The organism is Pseudomonas sp. A-RE-22, from assembly GCF_019956035.1.
GTDB lineage: Bacteria > Pseudomonadota > Gammaproteobacteria > Pseudomonadales > Pseudomonadaceae > Aquipseudomonas > Aquipseudomonas brassicacearum.
Window position 1 is genome coordinate 285,504 of the sequence record NZ_JAHBCZ010000022.1, and the last position, 15,922, is coordinate 301,425.

Below are 15,922 nucleotides of genomic sequence, written 5' to 3' on the forward strand. Positions count from 1 at the left end.
TACGGTGGACGGCCAGCTTCCCGCTTGAGAAAACAGGTCTGGGCAGAGGGCTTCATTCTTGGGCGTGAGGCGCGAGCGTGCGAGTTAAACGTTGTTAATTGCGTTCAGGTGCAGCACCGGACGCAGTACTCACTCAGCACATGCCTGCAAGTTCTGCGGGGTGAGACGAGTGCATGATGACCTTCTCCGGCTGGTGTATGAGTGGCCGTTCTTCTGACTCGATCAAGGTGAAGGTATGAAGCATTCTCTGGCGTGCACACTGCGCGGGGCGGGCCTGGCATTGGCGCTGACATCGCTGGGCGCCCTGGCCCAGGCGCCGCTGCAGGGCACTCAAGTACCCGGTTACTACCGCTTGGCGGTGGGCGACTACGAAGTGACGGCGCTGTTCGATGGCTACAACGATCTGTCGCCCAAGCTGCTCGAAGGCCTGAGCCAAAGCCAGATCCGCGCCTTGCTCGCCCGTCGCTCGATTGAAACGCCGGGGGTGCAGACCGCGTTCAACGCTTTTCCGGTCAATACCGGTAAGCAACTGATCCTGGTGGACACCGGTGCCGGCCAATGTATCGGCGCCACGGCTGGAATGCTCTCGGCGAACATGCAGGCCGCCGGTTATCGCCCGGAGCAGGTCGATGCCATCTTGCTCACTCATTTGCACCTGGATCACGTGTGCGGGCTGGTCGACGACAAGCAGCAACCGCTGTTTGCCAACGCTACAGTCTATGCCGCGAAGGCAGAAGCCGATTACTGGCTCGATCCCCAGGCACTGGCGAAGGCGCCGGCCGGTGCCCGGGAATTCTTCAAGATCGCTCAGGATTCCACCGCCCCTTATGTGGCAGCCGGCCGCTTCAAGACCTTCGCCAGCGGTCAGTCGCCGCTGCCCGATGTCGACGCCGAGCTGGAGCCAGGGCATACGCCCGGCAGTACCACGTACCGGTTTACCTCCCAAGGCCAGAGCATCCTGTTCATGGGGGACCTGGTGCATAACCTGGCGGTGCAGTTCGAGCATCCTGAAGTGTCGATTCGTTTTGATGTCGACAATCAACAGGCAATCAAGAGCCGGGCCAAGGTGTTCAATTCCTCGGCCACTACCAGGACCTGGGTGACAGCGGCGCATTTGCCGTTTCCGGGGATAGGGCATATCAGTGCAGTGGGCGGGCACTTCCAGTGGGTACCGGTCGAGTACGGGCCTTATCAACGGGCAGCCAAGGTGCCGATGATCGAGTGAAATCCAATCGCTCGCGCCGTTAGAACAGGTGTTGCCTCACGGCCGGAGACCTCGACACCCGGGCGTCGGCGTCAGCGCGTTTGAACCTGAGGCTGCAACTGTCCGCCGACTATGGATATTTCCTTGAGCTGCAAACCGTCGCGCACGACGAACAATGCGTCCATCCCGCGTTCTTGTGCCAGGCGGGGGCCTTGGGTTTCACCCAGCACCATCAGCGCTGTGGCCCAGGCGTCGGCGAGCATGCATGAAGTCGACACCACCGTGACGGCTGCGAGTGCGTTGCACAGTGGGGCGCCGGTGGCCGGGTTCATTGTGTGGGCGAAGGATTGCCCACAGACGTCGACCCAGTGTCGATAATCCCCGGAGGTGGCGATGGCGGCGTCGCTGAGTTCCATCACGCCCATGACCTCACGCACGCCCCGGCGGGGTTTTTCCAGGGCCACGACCCAGGGCTGCCCATCAGGTTTGCTGCCGCGGGCGCGCATCTCGCCGTCGATGCCTACCAGGTAGCGCGCGATGCCAAACCTGTCCAGGCAGCGGGCCAGCTCATCGACACCAAAACCTTTGGCAATGCCGTTCAAGTTGAGGTTAAGCGGTGCCTGTTTGCGCACCAGGTTGCGTTGTGAATCAACGACCAGCGCTGCACTGGTCGAGCGTCGAGTTGGCGCAGGCACCGGTTCGGTGACGGACAGCTCGCCGGGACCGAAGCCCCAGGCGTCCACCAGATCACCAACGGCGATATCGAAGGCGCCGCCCGATTGCCGGCTGACGCGCAGCGCCGCAGACAATACCGTGGTCAGTTCCTCGGGCAGCGCTATCCATTCCTGCAACGGTGCGTTGTTGAGGCGATTGAGGTCCGAATCGGCTTTCCAGGTCGACATTTGCTGGTCCACCCGGCCCACGGCGTGCGCCAGGCTGCGACTGATCGGGCGGGTGTCGAGTTCGGTTTCGGCATAGAACAGGGCGGTATAGCGCGTGCCCATGGTTTCGCCGCTCAGGCTGTAGCGTTGCAATTCAGTAGACGTCTTCACGATAGCGTCCTTGTGCCTTGAGGGTCCGCACATTCAGGTTCAGCGGTGCCAGTACTTCGTCCAGGGCCAGCATCACCCCCTTGGCCATCTCGCGACCGCCGCAAACCAGTACCTGGGCACCTTTTTCGATCAGCCGACGCAACATCAGGGCGTCGCTGATCAGCCGGTCCTGCACGTAGGAACGGTCCATGACCTGGGAAAAGGCTGCGTGCAATGCGGTGAGACGCTGGTCCGCCAAGTAATGGTTAAGCTCGGCTTCGTAGAGGAAATCCGAGGTCGGGTTGCGCCCGCCCCAATACAAGTGCATGGGGTGGTGGGCCTTGTTGTTGCGGATAAAACCGGTCAGCGGGCCGATGCCGGTACCGGCACCGATCAGGATCACCGGATGAGCGCCCGACGCGGGACGAAATTGTGGATTCGGTTGGATAAAGGCGTCGATGGTCGCCCCGATCTCCAGGCTGTGAAGGAATGACGAGCACAGACCTCCTTTGTGTTTGCGTACGCAGATCTCCAGCACGCCGTCCTGTGAACTGCTGGCCAGCGAGTAGAACCGCGGGAGGGGGTTGCCAGGGGGCAGGATGCCGACCAGATCACCGGCTTCAAAGGCCGGTAACTTCCCTGGGGCTTTGAAACGCAGCACGTGGGTGGGCGCGCCTACCTGTTCACCATAGGCAATGCGTTCGACCAGGATCAGTTGATCGGTGCGGGGCGGCTGCGGGGTGTGGATCAGCGTCAAGTCATGCCCCAGCACTTCACCCACGGCGTGGCCCCACCGAGCGAACTCCTGGGAGGATTGGCGGTTGATGGTTTCCAGGCCAATCAAAGGCGTGCCACCGGCCTGCAACAAGGCTTCCTGTACCTGATGGGCAAACTGACAGAACTGCGCAAACTGCCGGTCGCCAAAACCCAGCACGGCAAACGGCTGGTCAGGTTTCAGGCCGGCTTCGGCCAGCCGTGCCAGGAACTGCGACGCCGAGGCCGGGGCATTGCCGTCACCGTGGGTCGCGGTGAGGATCAACACGCGTTGAGCGTTGCCGTAGTCGTTGGCGTATTGATTCATTGCCGCGCTGTGAACGCGGTGGCCGGCTTGATGCAAGGCTTCATGCAAGGTGTTGGCAAAGCCCCAGGTGCTGTTGGTTTCGCTGCCGACCAGGATCACGGTGTCGGCGGATTGCGCAGCGCTGTTATGGCGGATATTCGGCCCGGCCTGGCGGCGACGCCACCAGATCAGGATGCCGGTGATGCTCATCACGGGCACGCCGAGGGCACAGAGGCCCAGCAACAGGCCCAGCCACCAGAGCCCTTCACCGGTGTGCAACTGATAGATCAACTCGTAGACGTTGCGCATCGAGTCGTGAGCTTGATAGGACAACAGGGCACCGCTGACCGGGTCCACGTAGCCGTCACCCTGGGCCGTGCGCAGGGAAAACACGTCTTGCGGATTATTCGGGCTGGGATAGACGAGCTCGCGCAGGTCAGTCAGATCGGTGGCCTGCAAAGCTTGCAGGCTCGCCACGGGCGAGGCCGAGCCTGCGCTGATGTGGTCGGGGAATGCAGGCTCGCTCTGACTGCCATCGGCGATGAAGTCGAAGGTCGTGGCGCACATGTAGAGCCCGCTCAGTGCCGATAACAGCAGCCCAAGCAACGCTAAGCGACCGACCTCAGCGTGCCAGCGCTGGCTGAAGTCGCCCCGCAATGGCCGCAGCAGGTTGCGCCAGCCGCCGACCCGCCGGACCAGCAACAGCGCCCCGGACACCGACAGCATCAGCATGAACAGCGCGCCGACGCCTGACACCCCGTGGCCCGGCGTGTCAAGAAACAGCGAGCGGTGCAGGTCTTTCATCCAGCGTGAGAAAGCGGAGGGTTCGTAGGGGGCCAGGCCTCGCCCGGTCAGTGGGTCGACCTTTTCGGCCCCGACCCGGCCGTCCTGATTGAAGTAGACAATGACGGTCCCGGACGCTGTGCGCTGGATCTGCTCCACGCCCGGAAAGTGACTGGCAACGCGTCCGGCCAACTGGCCGACATTGACTTGCCCGGCCGCAGTGGACGTGTTGTTCAGGCGTTCAAGGGCCGGATCGACAGACAATGTCGCGCCGCTGATGGCCAAGAGCATGACCAACAGGGCGGCGATCAGACCGGGCAGGGAGTGGAGCTGGCGAAGCATGTTCGGCCTCCGAACAGGTAGGTGCTACAAATCGTAAGTAAAGGATTCGACGTAGGTATTACCGGCCGCCGGCTTGCCTGCGCCTTCGCGGGTCAATGGCACGCTGACGTCGGCGCGGGCATCACGCTTATCCTCGACGGCGCTATCGATACGGATCTGATACCCGGCATCGATCAGGGTGTCTGCCAGCTCGACGCTGACTTTGAGGGTGTCGCCGCTGCCAACGCTGGCGCCGCTGACGCCGTCGTACTCGCTGGGGTTCAGCTTGCTTCCACGGGCCCAGTCGGCCAGGTGCTTGTAGTACTTGGCCTTTTTGCCGGCCACCCAGAGGGTTTTCTGGTACTGGCCGCTGGCGTCGGTGACGTAGATCGCCAGGTACGCGTCGTTGCCGCTGTAGCGCTTGAGCTGGGTGGTGAGGGTTACTTCACGGGCCTGAGCCAGCCCCGGCAGGATGATGGCGCCGGCGAGGCAGGTTGCAGCGATGATTTTTTTCATGGAGGTTGTCCTTTTGATCGTTGGGGCGAGAGCCTGGACCTGCTTGCTGACAGCAACCTGAACGGCAGGATCAACGCGTCGAAATGTCACGGTGCGGGGGCAGGGGCGAGGTAAGCGCTGGCATCGTCATCGTCCCGGAAGTAGATCTCGAGCTTGCGCAAGTGCAGCGACGCCGGTGCGTAGCGGGCCTCGATGACATTGCCCTGGCGGTCCAGGCCCTTGAGCTTGTAGCAGCCGTCGTCGACCTTGATGCGCTGCACCTTCCAGCCGTACCGCTGTTCCACCTGCAGGCGCAGGGTTTCCCGTGGCTGCCAGTCGTTGACCGGTTCGCCGCAGTCGTCATCGGCCAAGGCGTAACCGTTGGCCAGCACACTTATCAGCGCAGTGCTGGCGATAAAACCTGATTTCATGATCTGTCTCCTGCCGGGGGCTTCGTTGTGGGCATACCCTACGGTGCATTCCTGACAGCCAGCTGAATCTTCAGATTCACGTCAGGTAAGGCCGCTAAGGTGCGGCAAACCACGATTACAGGAGCTGCCCGATGCGGGTTTTATTGGTTGAGGACTCGCCACGGTTGGGGGATGCGGTGCGCGAGCAGATCGCCGATGACGGCCATGCCGTTGATTGGGTGCAGAACCTTGCCCAAGCACGCAGCAGCGTGAGCACCACCGCTTATGACCTGATCCTGCTTGACTTGATGTTGCCGGACGGTCGAGGGCTGGACTTCCTGCGTCAGCGGCGCAGCGCAGGTGACGCGACTGCGGTGATCATCCTGACGGCCCAGGACCAGATCTCTGATCGAATCGCCGGCCTCAATGCCGGTGCCGACGATTACCTGGTCAAACCCTTCGATCTGTTTGAACTGTCGGCCCGTGTGGCTGCGGTGGCCCGTCGTTACAGCGGCAACCCCAATCCCCAGATCAGGCTTGGTGAGCTGCACGTCGATATGACGGCCCGTACGTTGCAGCGGGCCGGCGTGGCCGTGGAACTCACGGCCCGGGAATGGGCGCTGTTGGAGGCATTCATCCAGCGTCCCGGCGCGCTGCTGTCCAAGGGGCAACTCGAAGATCGGCTGTACGCCTTCGGTGCCGAAATCGAAAGCAACACGATCGAGGTCTATATCAGTCGATTGCGCAAGAAACTCGGGCGCGACCTGATCGAGACCGTGCGGGGCATGGGTTACCGGATGGTGTCGGCATGAAGACGACCTTCAGCCTGCAAAAACGTCTGGGCCTGGGCCTGACACTGGGCATGACGTTGCTCTGGCTGGTGGCGACAGTCGGCACCTGGCGCGGGATACGACATGAGTTGAACGAGGCCTTTGACAGCGCACTGGAAGAGACCGCCCAACGCATCCTGCCCCTGGCCGTGCTGGAAATCAGCAACCGGGAAACCCCGGGCGAGGCGCAGCAGGTTGCCACTTTGAAGATGCACAAGGAGTACTTGAGTTATCTGGTGCGCGATGCCGAGGGCAAGGTCCTGATGCAGTCCCACGATGCCAACCCGAAGGTATTCAGCAAACATCCGATTGAAGGTTTCTCCACGACTGGAAAGTACCGTCTGTATGGCGCCAGTGCGCTGCGCGAGACGGTATTCATCGAAGTCGCCGAGCCGCTGCGCCATCGTCGTGGGGCCGCACGAGAAGCCTTGTTTGCCTTGTTGTGGCCATTATTGGCGCTGATCCCCATCAGCCTGTTGGGGACCTGGCTATTGGTGCGCATGAGCCTGGGCAGCGTGCTGGCCTATCGTCACGCCGTAGAGGCCCGCGGCGTGGGTGATCTGTCGCCGATCAAGGTGTCGCGCCTGCCGGCAGAAATCAACCCCTTGGCGGATGCGGTCAACCGCCTGCTGGAGCGCTTGCGCAAGGCCCTGGAGGCCGAACGCAGCTTCACCGCCAACAGCGCACATGAGCTGCGTACACCCTTGGCCGCGACATTGGCGCAAGTCCAGCGGCTGTACCAGGAGGCCCCTGAAGGTCCGTTGCGTTTACGTGCGAAAAAAATCGAAAGCGCTTTGCGCGAATTGGCCCGGTTATCGGAAAAACTCATGCAACTGGCCAAGGCTGAAGGGGGCGGACTGCTCTCGCAAACGCCCCAGGACCTGGTCCCATTGTTGGCTCACGTGGTGGATGAGTGGCGGCACAACAGCAGCCGCCAGATCGCGCTGCAACTTCCTGCCCAGGCCCATGTGTATTCGACCGTCGACCCGGACGCCTTCGGCATCCTGTTGCGCAATCTGATCGAAAACGCATTGAAGTACGGTGCGATGGATCAACCCATCGAAGTCACCCTCACGGACCAGGCACTGCTGCGGGTGATCAATGCCGGACCGGTGGTGCCGGTGGCCGTCCTGCAGAACCTGACCGAACGTTTCGTGCGCGGCCAGAGCGAAACCAGTGGGTCGGGATTGGGCTTGGCGATCGTCAAGACGATTGTGCAGGGGATCAATGGACGAATCGAATTGTTGTCCCCGGCAAAAGACCGACAGGAGGGGTTCGAGGTGCAGGTCCGGCTACCGCTTGCCACTGTTGCCGCCGGCCATTCGTCAGCCAGCTAACCTGCGCATTCTTGACAAGCAATCGACCTTGAGCAAATACTCTCGTGCACATTCATATATATGACTAGATAATAAGGTGAATAAGGTCAATGAAATCTCTCTCCAGTGATGTCCGCCTGCCGCTGTATCAACGTTTACGCGACCAATTGGCTGAACAGATCGCCAATAACCGTTGGCGTCCGGGGGAGGCGATTCCTACTGAAGCGGTACTCTCGGCCGAATACCAGTTGTCTACCGGCACGGTGCGCAAGGCCATCGATGCGCTGGTCAGCGAGGGCGTCCTGGAGCGCCAGCAGGGGCGCGGCACCTTCATTCGCCGGCCGCAATTCCAGTCGTCGCTGTTCCGGTTTTTCCGCTTTCAAAGCGCTTCAGGCGAACGCCGGGTTCCCGAGAGCCGGATCCTGTCCGTGGAGCCGGTGGCCGCGCCTTCGGCGGTGGCCCAGGCGCTGGGGTTGCCGGCGGATGCGTCGGTGATTCGCATCGTGCGGGTGCGTCTGCTGGATGTGGCGCCGGTGCTCGCCGAAGAAATCTGGCTGCCCCGCGACCGTTTCCAACCCTTGCTCGAGATCGACCTGAGTCAAAAGGGACCGCTGCTTTATCCCATCTATGAAGAAACCTGCGGCCAGGTGGTCGCCTCTGCCGAAGAAACCCTCACCGCTGAATCGGTGAATGAGGTGTACGCGCGGCTGCTGCAGGTGCCGGTCAACAGTCCGGTGGTGGTGATCGAGCGTCTGGCGCGGGACTACGCCGGCAATCCCCTGGAGTGGCGACGCTCGCGCGGGCATGCCGAGCACTTCCGCTACAGCGTGGAAATCCGCTGACCCTACCGGGTTAGCGGCGAGTCGGTCGCCGCAGCCCTTATCGTTTTGTTTGCCCTGACTGGCCCTGTAGCGGCGCGGTTCGCTCTCGGCTGCCTTTCGTTCCACTTACAAGGATAAGAATCATGTTCAGCTGGTATCGCCAAGTCACTGCGCGGGAGCGCAAAACGTTTTGGGCCTGTTTCGGCGGATGGTCGCTCGACGCGCTGGAAGTACAGATGTTCGGCCTGGCGATACCGGCGTTGATCGCCGCGTTCGCCCTGACCAAGGGCGATGCCGGGCTGGTCAGCGGCGTGACCTTGGTCACTTCGGCCATTGGCGGTTGGGTTGGCGGGACGCTGTCGGACCGTTACGGACGGGTGCGCACGCTGCAATGGATGATCCTGTGGTTTTCGTTCTTTACCTTCCTGTCGGCGTTCGTTACCGGCTTCCACTCGTTGTTGATCGTCAAGGCGCTGCAGGGCTTCGGCATCGGCGGTGAATGGGCCGCCGGTGCGGTATTGATGGCCGAGACCATCAACCCCAAGTACCGCGGCAAGGTCATGGGCACGGTACAAAGCGCCTGGGCGGTGGGTTGGGGGCTGGCGGTCGGTGTCTTCACGCTGATCTACTCCCTTGTGCCGCAAGACATGGCCTGGCGGGTGATGTTCATCGTGGGACTCCTGCCGTCGTTCCTGATCATCTGGGTACGGCGCAACGTTGAAGAACCCGACAGTTTCCAGCGCCTGCAAAAAGCCAACGTCATCCCGCAAAGTTTCTTCAAATCCCTGAGCGGTATCTTTCGTCCTGAGCTGATCCGCGTGACCTTGTTTGGCGGGCTGTTGGGGCTGGGGGCGCACGGCGGTTACCACGCGGTGATGACGTGGCTGCCAACCTTCCTCAAGACCGAGCGCAACCTGTCGGTGCTCAACTCCGGCGGCTACCTGGCGGTGATCATCTTCGCCTTCTGGTGCGGCTGCGTGGTCAGTGGCCTGTTGATCGATCGCATCGGGCGTCGCAAGAACATCGTGCTGTTCGCGCTGTGCTGCGTGGTGACCGTGCAGTGTTATGTGTTCCTGCCGTTGAGCAACACCCAGATGCTGTTCCTGGGCTTCCCGCTCGGCTTCTTCGCGGCAGGTATTCCGGCGAGCCTCGGGGCGTTTTTCAACGAGTTGTACCCGGCGGATGTCCGCGGCGCCGGCGTGGGGTTCTGCTACAACTTCGGCCGGGTGCTCTCGGCGGTGTTCCCGTTCCTGGTCGGTCACATGAGCGACTCCATGTCCTTGGGCTCGGCCATTGGCATCGACGCCGGGATTGCCTACGGCGTGGCGGTGATCGCGGCGCTTTGCCTGCCGGAAACCCGCGGTCGCAGCCTGGAAGCCACTGCTGCATCGGTGCCTGCGGTGGAGAGTGACGGCCAGGGCGCCCGAGCCTGATTTCCCTTATTTTCGATAGATGAAACCCATGGTTGATACCCGCACTACGCCGATCACCGGCATTGACTGTCACGCCCACGTATTCAGCAGCGAACTGGAACTGGCGGCTGTCCGGCGCTACACACCTGACTATGACTCCACGCTCGCCCAGTACCTGGGCCATCTGCACGCTCACGGCTTGAGCCATGGCGTGTTGGTGCAGCCAAGTTTTCTCGGCACGGATAACCGCTACTTGCTGGCCGCGCTACGGCAAGCGCCAGAGCAATTGCGTGGGGTCGTGGTAGTGGCGCGAGACGTCAGTCGATCCGAGCTGGACGACATGGCCCGGTTGGGCGTGGTCGGTGTTCGCTTGAACCTGATGGGCCAAGCTCTACCTGATTTTCGCGACCCCACCTGGAAAGGCTTTCTGGACCACATCGCAGAGCTGGATTGGCATGTCGAGTTGCATGCCGACCTGGTGGACTTGCCGGGATTGATGGGACAGCTGTTGCCATTGGGCATCAAACTGGTGGTCGATCACTTCGGCCGTCCGGATGCGCGTTTGGGGCTGGACCAACCTGGCTTTGCCCAATTGATGGAACTGGGGCAGGGCGGGCAGGTGTGGATCAAGGTGTCTGGCATCTATCGATTGGGCGCAACGGCGCCGCGGAATCTTGAATTCGCCCGAGCCTCGTTGACATTGCTGGAACACAGCTTTGGCCCCGAGCGCCTGGTATGGGGCAGCGACTGGCCGCACACGCAGCATGAAGAACATGTCGGTTTCGAAACGGTGATGGAGCAGTTGTGCGCATTGGAATGTTCGGGGCCACTTATGCGGGCGTTAATGGTCCAGGCACCCCAGGTACTGTTCAAGTTTTGAGGCACGAGGCTTGTGACGTTGAGTTTTCCTGAACTCGCCCGATGAATAGGGATCTAGACTCCATTGATGCCCTGTGAAAGGTTTCAGCCAGGCGGTTTGAGGATGACGGATGTCGAACATTGAAGAGCTATCCAGGGAAACCCGTGCGCCAAGCGAGTACGAGAGCTTGATCTCGATGGGGACGAGCGCACTCGATGCCATTCCTGGTGCGGTGTACCTGTGCGATCGCCAGGGGTGGCTTGTCAGGTACAACAGTGAGGCGGCCGAGCTGTGGGGAAGGGCGCCGGCACTTGGAGAGAACGGTGACCGTTTCTGCGGCGCCCATCGACTGTTCCAGACTGACGGTACACCGCTGGCGTTCGAACACTGCCCGACAGCCTCGGCACTCAATACCGGCATTGCCTCGCGTAATCAGGAAGTGCTCATCGAGCGCCCGGATGGCTCGCGGTTCGTGGCGCTGATGAACATCCGCGCCCTCAGGGATCGGCAGGGGGGCGTCCAAGGAGTGATCAACTGCTTCCAGGACGTCTCGGCGCACCACGCCATGGCCGAGGAGCTTCGGCGCAAGAGCGCCGACCTCGAAGACTTTTTCGAAAACAGCGCGGTGGGCCTGCATATCGTCAGCGGCGAAGGCATTATCCTGCGAGCCAACAAGGCGGAGCTGACGCTACTGGGCTATTCGGCCGACGAATACATCGGCCGCCACATCACCGAATTTCACCTCGACGAGCCGGTCATTGGCGACATCCTAACCAAGCTGGGCAGCGGCGACTGCCTGGAAAGCTATCCGGCGCGACTGAGGGCAAAGGACGGCTCGATCAAGCATGTCATGATCACTTCCAATGGCCGGTTCGAAGACGGAAAACTCTTCAATACGCGCTGCTTCACCATCGACAGGAGTTGTGTCCATGCGGCCGAGGCGGCGCGCCAGGACAGCGATGACCGGCTTTCGGCGACCTACGAGGCGGCGACCATCGGTATTGCCGAGGCCGGCGTCGACGGTCGCTTGCTGCGCGTCAACGATGCCCTGTGCAACATGCTGGGTCGCTCGCGCGAAGAGCTCCTGTCGATGACATTCCTGGACTATACCCACCCCGATTGCATCCCGCAGGACGCGGGGTTGTACGCCCGCCAGGTGGCCGGTGAACTTGATAACTACGTGCTTCGCAAACGCGCCGTGAAGCCCGATGGCGAGGTCGTTTACCTCGACATCCACAGTTCTTCGGTGAGGGACGCCAGCGGTACGTTTCGTTATGGCGTGCGAGTGCTGCAGGACGTCACGCTGGCGCGGCGGATGGAAAACCAGGTCCGCGAGAGCGAACGGCACATGCGCAATCTTCTCGAGGCGTTGCCTGCCGCGGTGTACACCACCGACGCCGATGGCCGCATCACCTTCTACAATCGCGCCGCTGTCGAACTGTCCGGGCGCACACCTCGGCTGGGCGACCAGTGGTGCGTGACCTGGAAACTGTTCAACACGGACGGCAGTTTCCTGCCCCACGACCAATGCCCGATGGCGGTGGCCCTGAAGGAAAACCGGCCGATTCGCGGCGTCGAGGCAATTGCAGAGCGGCCGGATGGTAGCCGCGTTCCGTTCACGCCTTTTCCCACGCCTTTGCATGATGCCGATGGAAACCTGGTGGGCGCCATCAACATGCTGGTGGATATCTCCGAGCGAAAGCAGGCGGAAAACCGGCAGAAGACGCTGATCGATGAGCTCAATCACCGGGTCAAGAACACCCTGGCCACGGTGCAATCGCTGGCAGCCCAGACGGCACGCAACGCAGAGGATGCGAAAGACGGCTACAGGCGTTTCGAGGCAAGGCTCCTGGCGTTGTCACGGGCACACGATCTCTTGACGAAACGGCATTGGGGGCAGACGCCGCTCGACACCCTGGCCCCCGAGGTGCTGATGCCGGTGTTTGGGCATGAACCTGGTCGTTTCGTGATTGAAGGCCCTTCTGTGGACGTCGGCACTCGCGTGGCGCTCAACCTAACGATGACCCTCAATGAATTGGCGATCAACGCGTTGAAATATGGCTCGATGTCGGTCGAGAGCGGGACGCTTGCAGTTACCTGGCACCTGCAAACCCGGGCGGACGGAACGTTGCTGACCCTCGACTGGCGCGAACAAGGAGGGCCACCCGTGTCACCGCCGGAACGGGAAGGGCTGGGTTCGCGCTTGATGAGGCGCTGCATCGAGCGCGACCTGGCCGGCAAGTTCGACCTCACCTACGCTCCAGAAGGCGTTTGCTGCCGCTTTTCGTTCCTGATTGGGATGACCGGGGCATGACCCCATTTGTTGGCGTCAGGGTGCTGGTCGTCGAGGACGAAGGCGCGGTCGCCCTGTTGATCGAGGACATGCTGGAGGAGTTCGGATGCGAAGTGGTGGCCTCAGTCGCCCGGCTCGCTGCAGCACGTGACATGGCCGGCTCGGTGCAGGTTGATCTGGCGATCCTAGACGTCAACCTGGCTGGCGAGCGGGTTTTTCCGGTGGCCGAAATCCTTCGAGGTCGCCATATTCCCTTCCTGTTCAGCACCGGATACGGCGCCAGTGGACTTCCAGCCGAATACGCCGAGTGCCCGGTCCTGCACAAGCCGTTTTCGCAAAGTGAGTTGCAGCAGAAAATTGCCGTTATGCTGAGCGGGGCTCGCGAAAGCGGCTTGGCTGCCAGCACCGATGTCGACTGACCCGCCGCCTTCGCGAGCAAGCTCGCTCCCACCTGGGATTTGCGGTGGTCACTCAATCAAGCTCCACCGCTGATCCAATGTGGGAGCGAGCTTGCTCGCGATAACGGTGGCACAGGCAATCTCATCGCCAACGAATACAACACCGTCGCGAGCAAGCCCAGCCCTTGGCTTCAAGTAGGCCTCTGACTGTGCTAAATCTCTTACCGGTAACCAACCTCCCCAAACTCCAAGGAGTGATCATGAGTCTCCACGGTCATTACGATCCGCAGAACATCTTTGCGCTGATCATTCGCGGCGATGCGCCGTGCTACAAGATTTACGAAGATGCCGATGTGTTGGCCTTCCTGGATCTTTTCCCCCAATCGCGCGGCCATGTCCTGGTCATCCCCAAAGCCTCCCAGGCGCGAAATATCCTTGAGGTCGAGCCCGTCGTCCTGGGGGCGATGATGTCTGCCGTGCAGCGCCTGACGCGGATCATCGTGGACGAATTGCAGCCGGACGGGGTTCAGGTCGCGCAGTTCAATGGTACCGTGGCCGGGCAAACGGTCTACCACATTCACATGCACATCATTCCTCGTTGGGACGGTGAAGCACCCGGTATACATGGCAGGGGCAAGGCCGATCCCGAGGAGCTGGAAGCACTCCAGGCGCGTCTGGTCGAGCGCATTCGCTCAGAAGCCTGATGCTGGGCAAGCACTCATAAGGGGCAACGGCGCATCAGTTCCCGTGGCCCTGGCTGTTGCGAATCAACTCATATGCCCGGCGTACCAATGGGTTGACGGTATTCGGCCGAATCCACAGGTGATAAGTCACGTCCGGCAACCGCGGTAAACCATCGTTTTCGCCCAATACCCGCATGTCCGGACCGAGCATTTCCATGCTGCGGGGTGTGACACCCAAGCCCGCCCGGGTCGCGGCCTTGATGCCGATCAAGTTCGAGGCCAGGTAGGCCTGGCGCCAGGGAATATTGGCGCGTTCGAGCGCCTCGAGGGCATAGCGGCGATAGATGCTGGGCTCGTCCACCAGGATCAGCGGAAGCGGCTCGCCGGGGTTGTGAAGGTACTGGGCCGAACAGATCCACCACACCGGCGAGGTGCGCAAGGCGAAGCCTTCAAGGCTCGGGTCCTGGCGGGTGGAAATGATCATGTCGACCTTGCCGCGATGCAGGTCGTCCATCAGGAACGGGCTGCGCCCGACATCTATTTCCAGGCGCAGGCGCGGGGCCGAGCGGGCGATGTGGCTGAGGATCGGCGGCAGGATGGTGTCGGCGATGTCGTGGGGCGAACCGATGCGCAGCACGCCGCTGAGGCTGCTTTCACGCAGGGAATTGAGAACGTCATCGTTGAGCGACAGCATCTGCCGCGCATGCCGCAGTAATTGCTGGCCCGCTTCCGTCAGTTGTTTTTGTCGCCCGCGCTTTTCGAACAGGCTCACCCCTACCTGCTGCTCCAGGCGTTGCATGTGCTGGGTTACCGACGATTGCGTGCGGGACAGTTGGGCACCTGCTTCGGCAAAACTATGGTGATCGACCACGGTGATGAAGGTGCGCAGCAATTCGAGATCGAGGGTCGACATTTGGGGTGGCTTCATATCAAGGGTGCAAACCTAAACATTACAGATTTTTATGGATTGAGGGGAGGCCTACGACTCATGGTTTGCTATAGGCCCTTAAAACAGCGGTTATACGTTTTTTGCCTGGAAACAGAACCTTGAGAGTTATAACGATATTAGATATTTGAATTTCCTTTGCCTCTAAGCGCTACCTAGGATGCCCACTCATCAGGCCGGGGGACGCCGGCCATCCATGAGGGGAAATCCATGTTGCTCGAGCGCTCACCCGTAAAACGATTGCTGCCTGTCATGCTGGGCGCTTTGATCTCATTGTCGGCCGTCAATATCGCCCGGGCCGATGCCACCCTGGACAAGATCGAGCAACGCCACGAACTGGTGGTCGGAGTGCTGCTGTCCGGTGGCCCGTTTGGCGGCATCGACCCCGCCAGCCAAGAACCGCGCGGGTTTAACGTCGACCTCGCCCGGGAATTGGGCCGGCAACTGGGCGCCGAGGTGCAACTGGTACCGGTATTGCCCGCCAACCGCGTGCAGTTCCTGCAGCAGGGCAAAGTCGATGTGCTGATTGCCAATATGGAATGGACCGCCGAGCGCGGTGAAATCCTCGGGTTCGTGCCCACGCCGTTCTACCGCGTCGGTGGCACCGCAGCGGTACTCAAGGACAGCACGATCAGCCGCTGGGAAGACCTGAAGAATCAACCGGTGTGCACCTCCCAGGGCAGCAGCTACATCAAGCCGCTCACCGAGTTGGGCGTCCAGATCAAGGCCTTCAAGAGCTCCTCGGAATCACTCCTGGCACTGCGTGGCAATAACTGCGTCGCTGCGGTACACGACGCCACGCTGATCAATCCGCTGATTGCCGACAACGCCGAATGGCAGGGCTACCGCGCGCTGAGCCCGGAGCTGAACCCGGCACCCTCGGTGGTCTGGACGCGCAAGGGTGAAAGCGATACCCAGGCCAGGTTCGACCCGATTATCAAGCAATTACATCGCAGTGGCTGGCTGATTGACGCCCAGACCCGCAACCGCATCACCCCGGCGTCGCCGGCTCTGGTGGAGTTGCAGAAACAGTTCCAGGCCAGCGGCGCCTGAGCGGCGT

The 15,922-nt window shown here is 61.5% G+C and carries 15 protein-coding genes; 10 read left to right on the forward strand and 5 right to left on the reverse strand.

What is annotated here, in order from left to right; all coding sequences use genetic code 11:
- Positions 1 to 235 precede the first annotated feature (235 nt).
- Positions 236 to 1,225 carry an MBL fold metallo-hydrolase gene (locus KGA89_RS13305; protein ID WP_223471792.1) on the forward strand — a complete coding sequence of 330 codons (990 nt, stop codon included), beginning with the start codon at positions 236 to 238 and terminating at the stop codon, positions 1,223 to 1,225.
- Positions 1,226 to 1,296: 71 nt separating this feature from the next.
- Here the strand turns inward: KGA89_RS13305 and KGA89_RS13310 are convergent, their stop codons facing one another.
- From KGA89_RS13310 to KGA89_RS13325, 4 genes are all read right to left on the reverse strand, one after another.
- Positions 1,297 to 2,256 carry an FAD:protein FMN transferase gene (locus tag KGA89_RS13310; RefSeq protein ID WP_223471793.1) on the reverse strand — a complete coding sequence of 320 codons (960 nt, stop codon included), beginning with the start codon at positions 2,254 to 2,256 and terminating at the stop codon, positions 1,297 to 1,299.
- Positions 2,240 to 4,420: a PepSY domain-containing protein gene (locus KGA89_RS13315; protein ID WP_027912280.1), complete on the reverse strand. Its 2,181-nt coding sequence runs from the start codon at positions 4,418 to 4,420 to the stop codon at positions 2,240 to 2,242. Before KGA89_RS13315 ends, KGA89_RS13310 begins: the two co-directional genes overlap by 17 nt.
- Positions 4,421 to 4,444: 24 nt before the next feature.
- Positions 4,445 to 4,915, reverse strand: a complete 471-nt coding sequence (locus KGA89_RS13320; protein WP_003201197.1) for a DUF2271 domain-containing protein — start codon at positions 4,913 to 4,915, stop codon at positions 4,445 to 4,447.
- An 86-nt stretch (positions 4,916 to 5,001) separates the two neighbouring features.
- Positions 5,002 to 5,325: a PepSY domain-containing protein gene (locus KGA89_RS13325; RefSeq protein ID WP_013693168.1), complete on the reverse strand. Its 324-nt coding sequence runs from the start codon at positions 5,323 to 5,325 to the stop codon at positions 5,002 to 5,004.
- A 131-nt stretch (positions 5,326 to 5,456) separates the two neighbouring features.
- Here KGA89_RS13325 and KGA89_RS13330 point away from each other — a divergent pair, with 131 nt between their 5' ends.
- From KGA89_RS13330 to KGA89_RS13365, 8 genes are all read left to right on the forward strand, one after another.
- Positions 5,457 to 6,116 carry a response regulator transcription factor gene (locus KGA89_RS13330; RefSeq protein WP_003201201.1) on the forward strand — a complete coding sequence of 220 codons (660 nt, stop codon included), beginning with the start codon at positions 5,457 to 5,459 and terminating at the stop codon, positions 6,114 to 6,116.
- On the forward strand, positions 6,113 to 7,471 hold the full coding sequence (locus tag KGA89_RS13335) for an ATP-binding protein (RefSeq protein ID WP_223471794.1): 1,359 nt from the start codon (positions 6,113 to 6,115) through the stop codon (positions 7,469 to 7,471). Before KGA89_RS13330 ends, KGA89_RS13335 begins: the two co-directional genes overlap by 4 nt.
- Positions 7,472 to 7,560: 89 nt before the next feature.
- Positions 7,561 to 8,292, forward strand: a complete 732-nt coding sequence (locus KGA89_RS13340) for a GntR family transcriptional regulator (protein WP_223471795.1) — start codon at positions 7,561 to 7,563, stop codon at positions 8,290 to 8,292.
- Positions 8,293 to 8,414: 122 nt separating this feature from the next.
- Positions 8,415 to 9,704 carry an MFS transporter gene (locus tag KGA89_RS13345; protein ID WP_003201208.1) on the forward strand — a complete coding sequence of 430 codons (1,290 nt, stop codon included), beginning with the start codon at positions 8,415 to 8,417 and terminating at the stop codon, positions 9,702 to 9,704.
- A 28-nt stretch (positions 9,705 to 9,732) separates the two neighbouring features.
- A complete protein-coding gene (locus tag KGA89_RS13350) occupies positions 9,733 to 10,563 on the forward strand; it encodes an amidohydrolase family protein (RefSeq protein WP_223471796.1) in 831 nt (276 codons plus the stop codon).
- 109 nt (positions 10,564 to 10,672) lie between these two features.
- The gene (locus tag KGA89_RS13355; protein WP_223471797.1) at positions 10,673 to 12,856 is read left to right on the forward strand and encodes a PAS domain S-box protein; all 2,184 of its coding nucleotides are present in this window, start codon (positions 10,673 to 10,675) and stop codon (positions 12,854 to 12,856) included.
- Positions 12,853 to 13,254 (forward strand): response regulator, encoded by a 402-nt coding sequence (locus KGA89_RS13360; RefSeq protein ID WP_223471798.1) that lies wholly within the window; start codon positions 12,853 to 12,855, stop codon positions 13,252 to 13,254. The genes KGA89_RS13355 and KGA89_RS13360 overlap by 4 nt, the downstream gene beginning before the upstream one ends.
- Before the next feature lie 239 nt (positions 13,255 to 13,493).
- Entirely contained in the window at positions 13,494 to 13,937 is a 444-nt protein-coding gene (locus tag KGA89_RS13365) for an HIT family protein (protein WP_223471799.1), read from the forward strand.
- Positions 13,938 to 13,971: 34 nt separating this feature from the next.
- On the opposite strand, the gene KGA89_RS13370 is transcribed toward KGA89_RS13365, so the two are convergent.
- Positions 13,972 to 14,829, reverse strand: coding sequence for a LysR substrate-binding domain-containing protein (locus tag KGA89_RS13370; protein WP_223471800.1), 858 nt, complete (start codon positions 14,827 to 14,829; stop codon positions 13,972 to 13,974).
- Positions 14,830 to 15,072: 243 nt separating this feature from the next.
- Between KGA89_RS13370 and KGA89_RS13375 the strand changes: the two genes are divergently transcribed.
- Entirely contained in the window at positions 15,073 to 15,915 is an 843-nt protein-coding gene (locus KGA89_RS13375; RefSeq protein WP_223471801.1) for a transporter substrate-binding domain-containing protein, read from the forward strand.
- Positions 15,916 to 15,922: the final 7 nt, after the last annotated feature.

What these genes read in the sequence shown, in the direction of transcription:
- KGA89_RS13305 (WP_223471792.1), top strand. Translation starts at nt 236, where the DNA reads ATGAAGCATTCTCTGGCGTGCACACTGCGCGGGGCGGGCCTGGCATTG.
- KGA89_RS13315 (WP_027912280.1), bottom strand. Translation starts at nt 4,420, where the DNA reads ATGCTTCGCCAGCTCCACTCCCTGCCCGGTCTGATCGCCGCCCTGTTG.
- KGA89_RS13320 (WP_003201197.1), bottom strand. Translation starts at nt 4,915, where the DNA reads ATGAAAAAAATCATCGCTGCAACCTGCCTCGCCGGCGCCATCATCCTG.
- KGA89_RS13325 (WP_013693168.1), bottom strand. Translation starts at nt 5,325, where the DNA reads ATGAAATCAGGTTTTATCGCCAGCACTGCGCTGATAAGTGTGCTGGCC.
- KGA89_RS13330 (WP_003201201.1), top strand. Translation starts at nt 5,457, where the DNA reads ATGCGGGTTTTATTGGTTGAGGACTCGCCACGGTTGGGGGATGCGGTG.
- KGA89_RS13335 (WP_223471794.1), top strand. Translation starts at nt 6,113, where the DNA reads ATGAAGACGACCTTCAGCCTGCAAAAACGTCTGGGCCTGGGCCTGACA.
- KGA89_RS13340 (WP_223471795.1), top strand. Translation starts at nt 7,561, where the DNA reads ATGAAATCTCTCTCCAGTGATGTCCGCCTGCCGCTGTATCAACGTTTA.
- KGA89_RS13345 (WP_003201208.1), top strand. Translation starts at nt 8,415, where the DNA reads ATGTTCAGCTGGTATCGCCAAGTCACTGCGCGGGAGCGCAAAACGTTT.
- KGA89_RS13350 (WP_223471796.1), top strand. Translation starts at nt 9,733, where the DNA reads ATGGTTGATACCCGCACTACGCCGATCACCGGCATTGACTGTCACGCC.
- KGA89_RS13355 (WP_223471797.1), top strand. Translation starts at nt 10,673, where the DNA reads ATGTCGAACATTGAAGAGCTATCCAGGGAAACCCGTGCGCCAAGCGAG.
- KGA89_RS13360 (WP_223471798.1), top strand. Translation starts at nt 12,853, where the DNA reads ATGACCCCATTTGTTGGCGTCAGGGTGCTGGTCGTCGAGGACGAAGGC.
- KGA89_RS13365 (WP_223471799.1), top strand. Translation starts at nt 13,494, where the DNA reads ATGAGTCTCCACGGTCATTACGATCCGCAGAACATCTTTGCGCTGATC.
- KGA89_RS13370 (WP_223471800.1), bottom strand. Translation starts at nt 14,829, where the DNA reads ATGTCGACCCTCGATCTCGAATTGCTGCGCACCTTCATCACCGTGGTC.
- KGA89_RS13375 (WP_223471801.1), top strand. Translation starts at nt 15,073, where the DNA reads ATGTTGCTCGAGCGCTCACCCGTAAAACGATTGCTGCCTGTCATGCTG.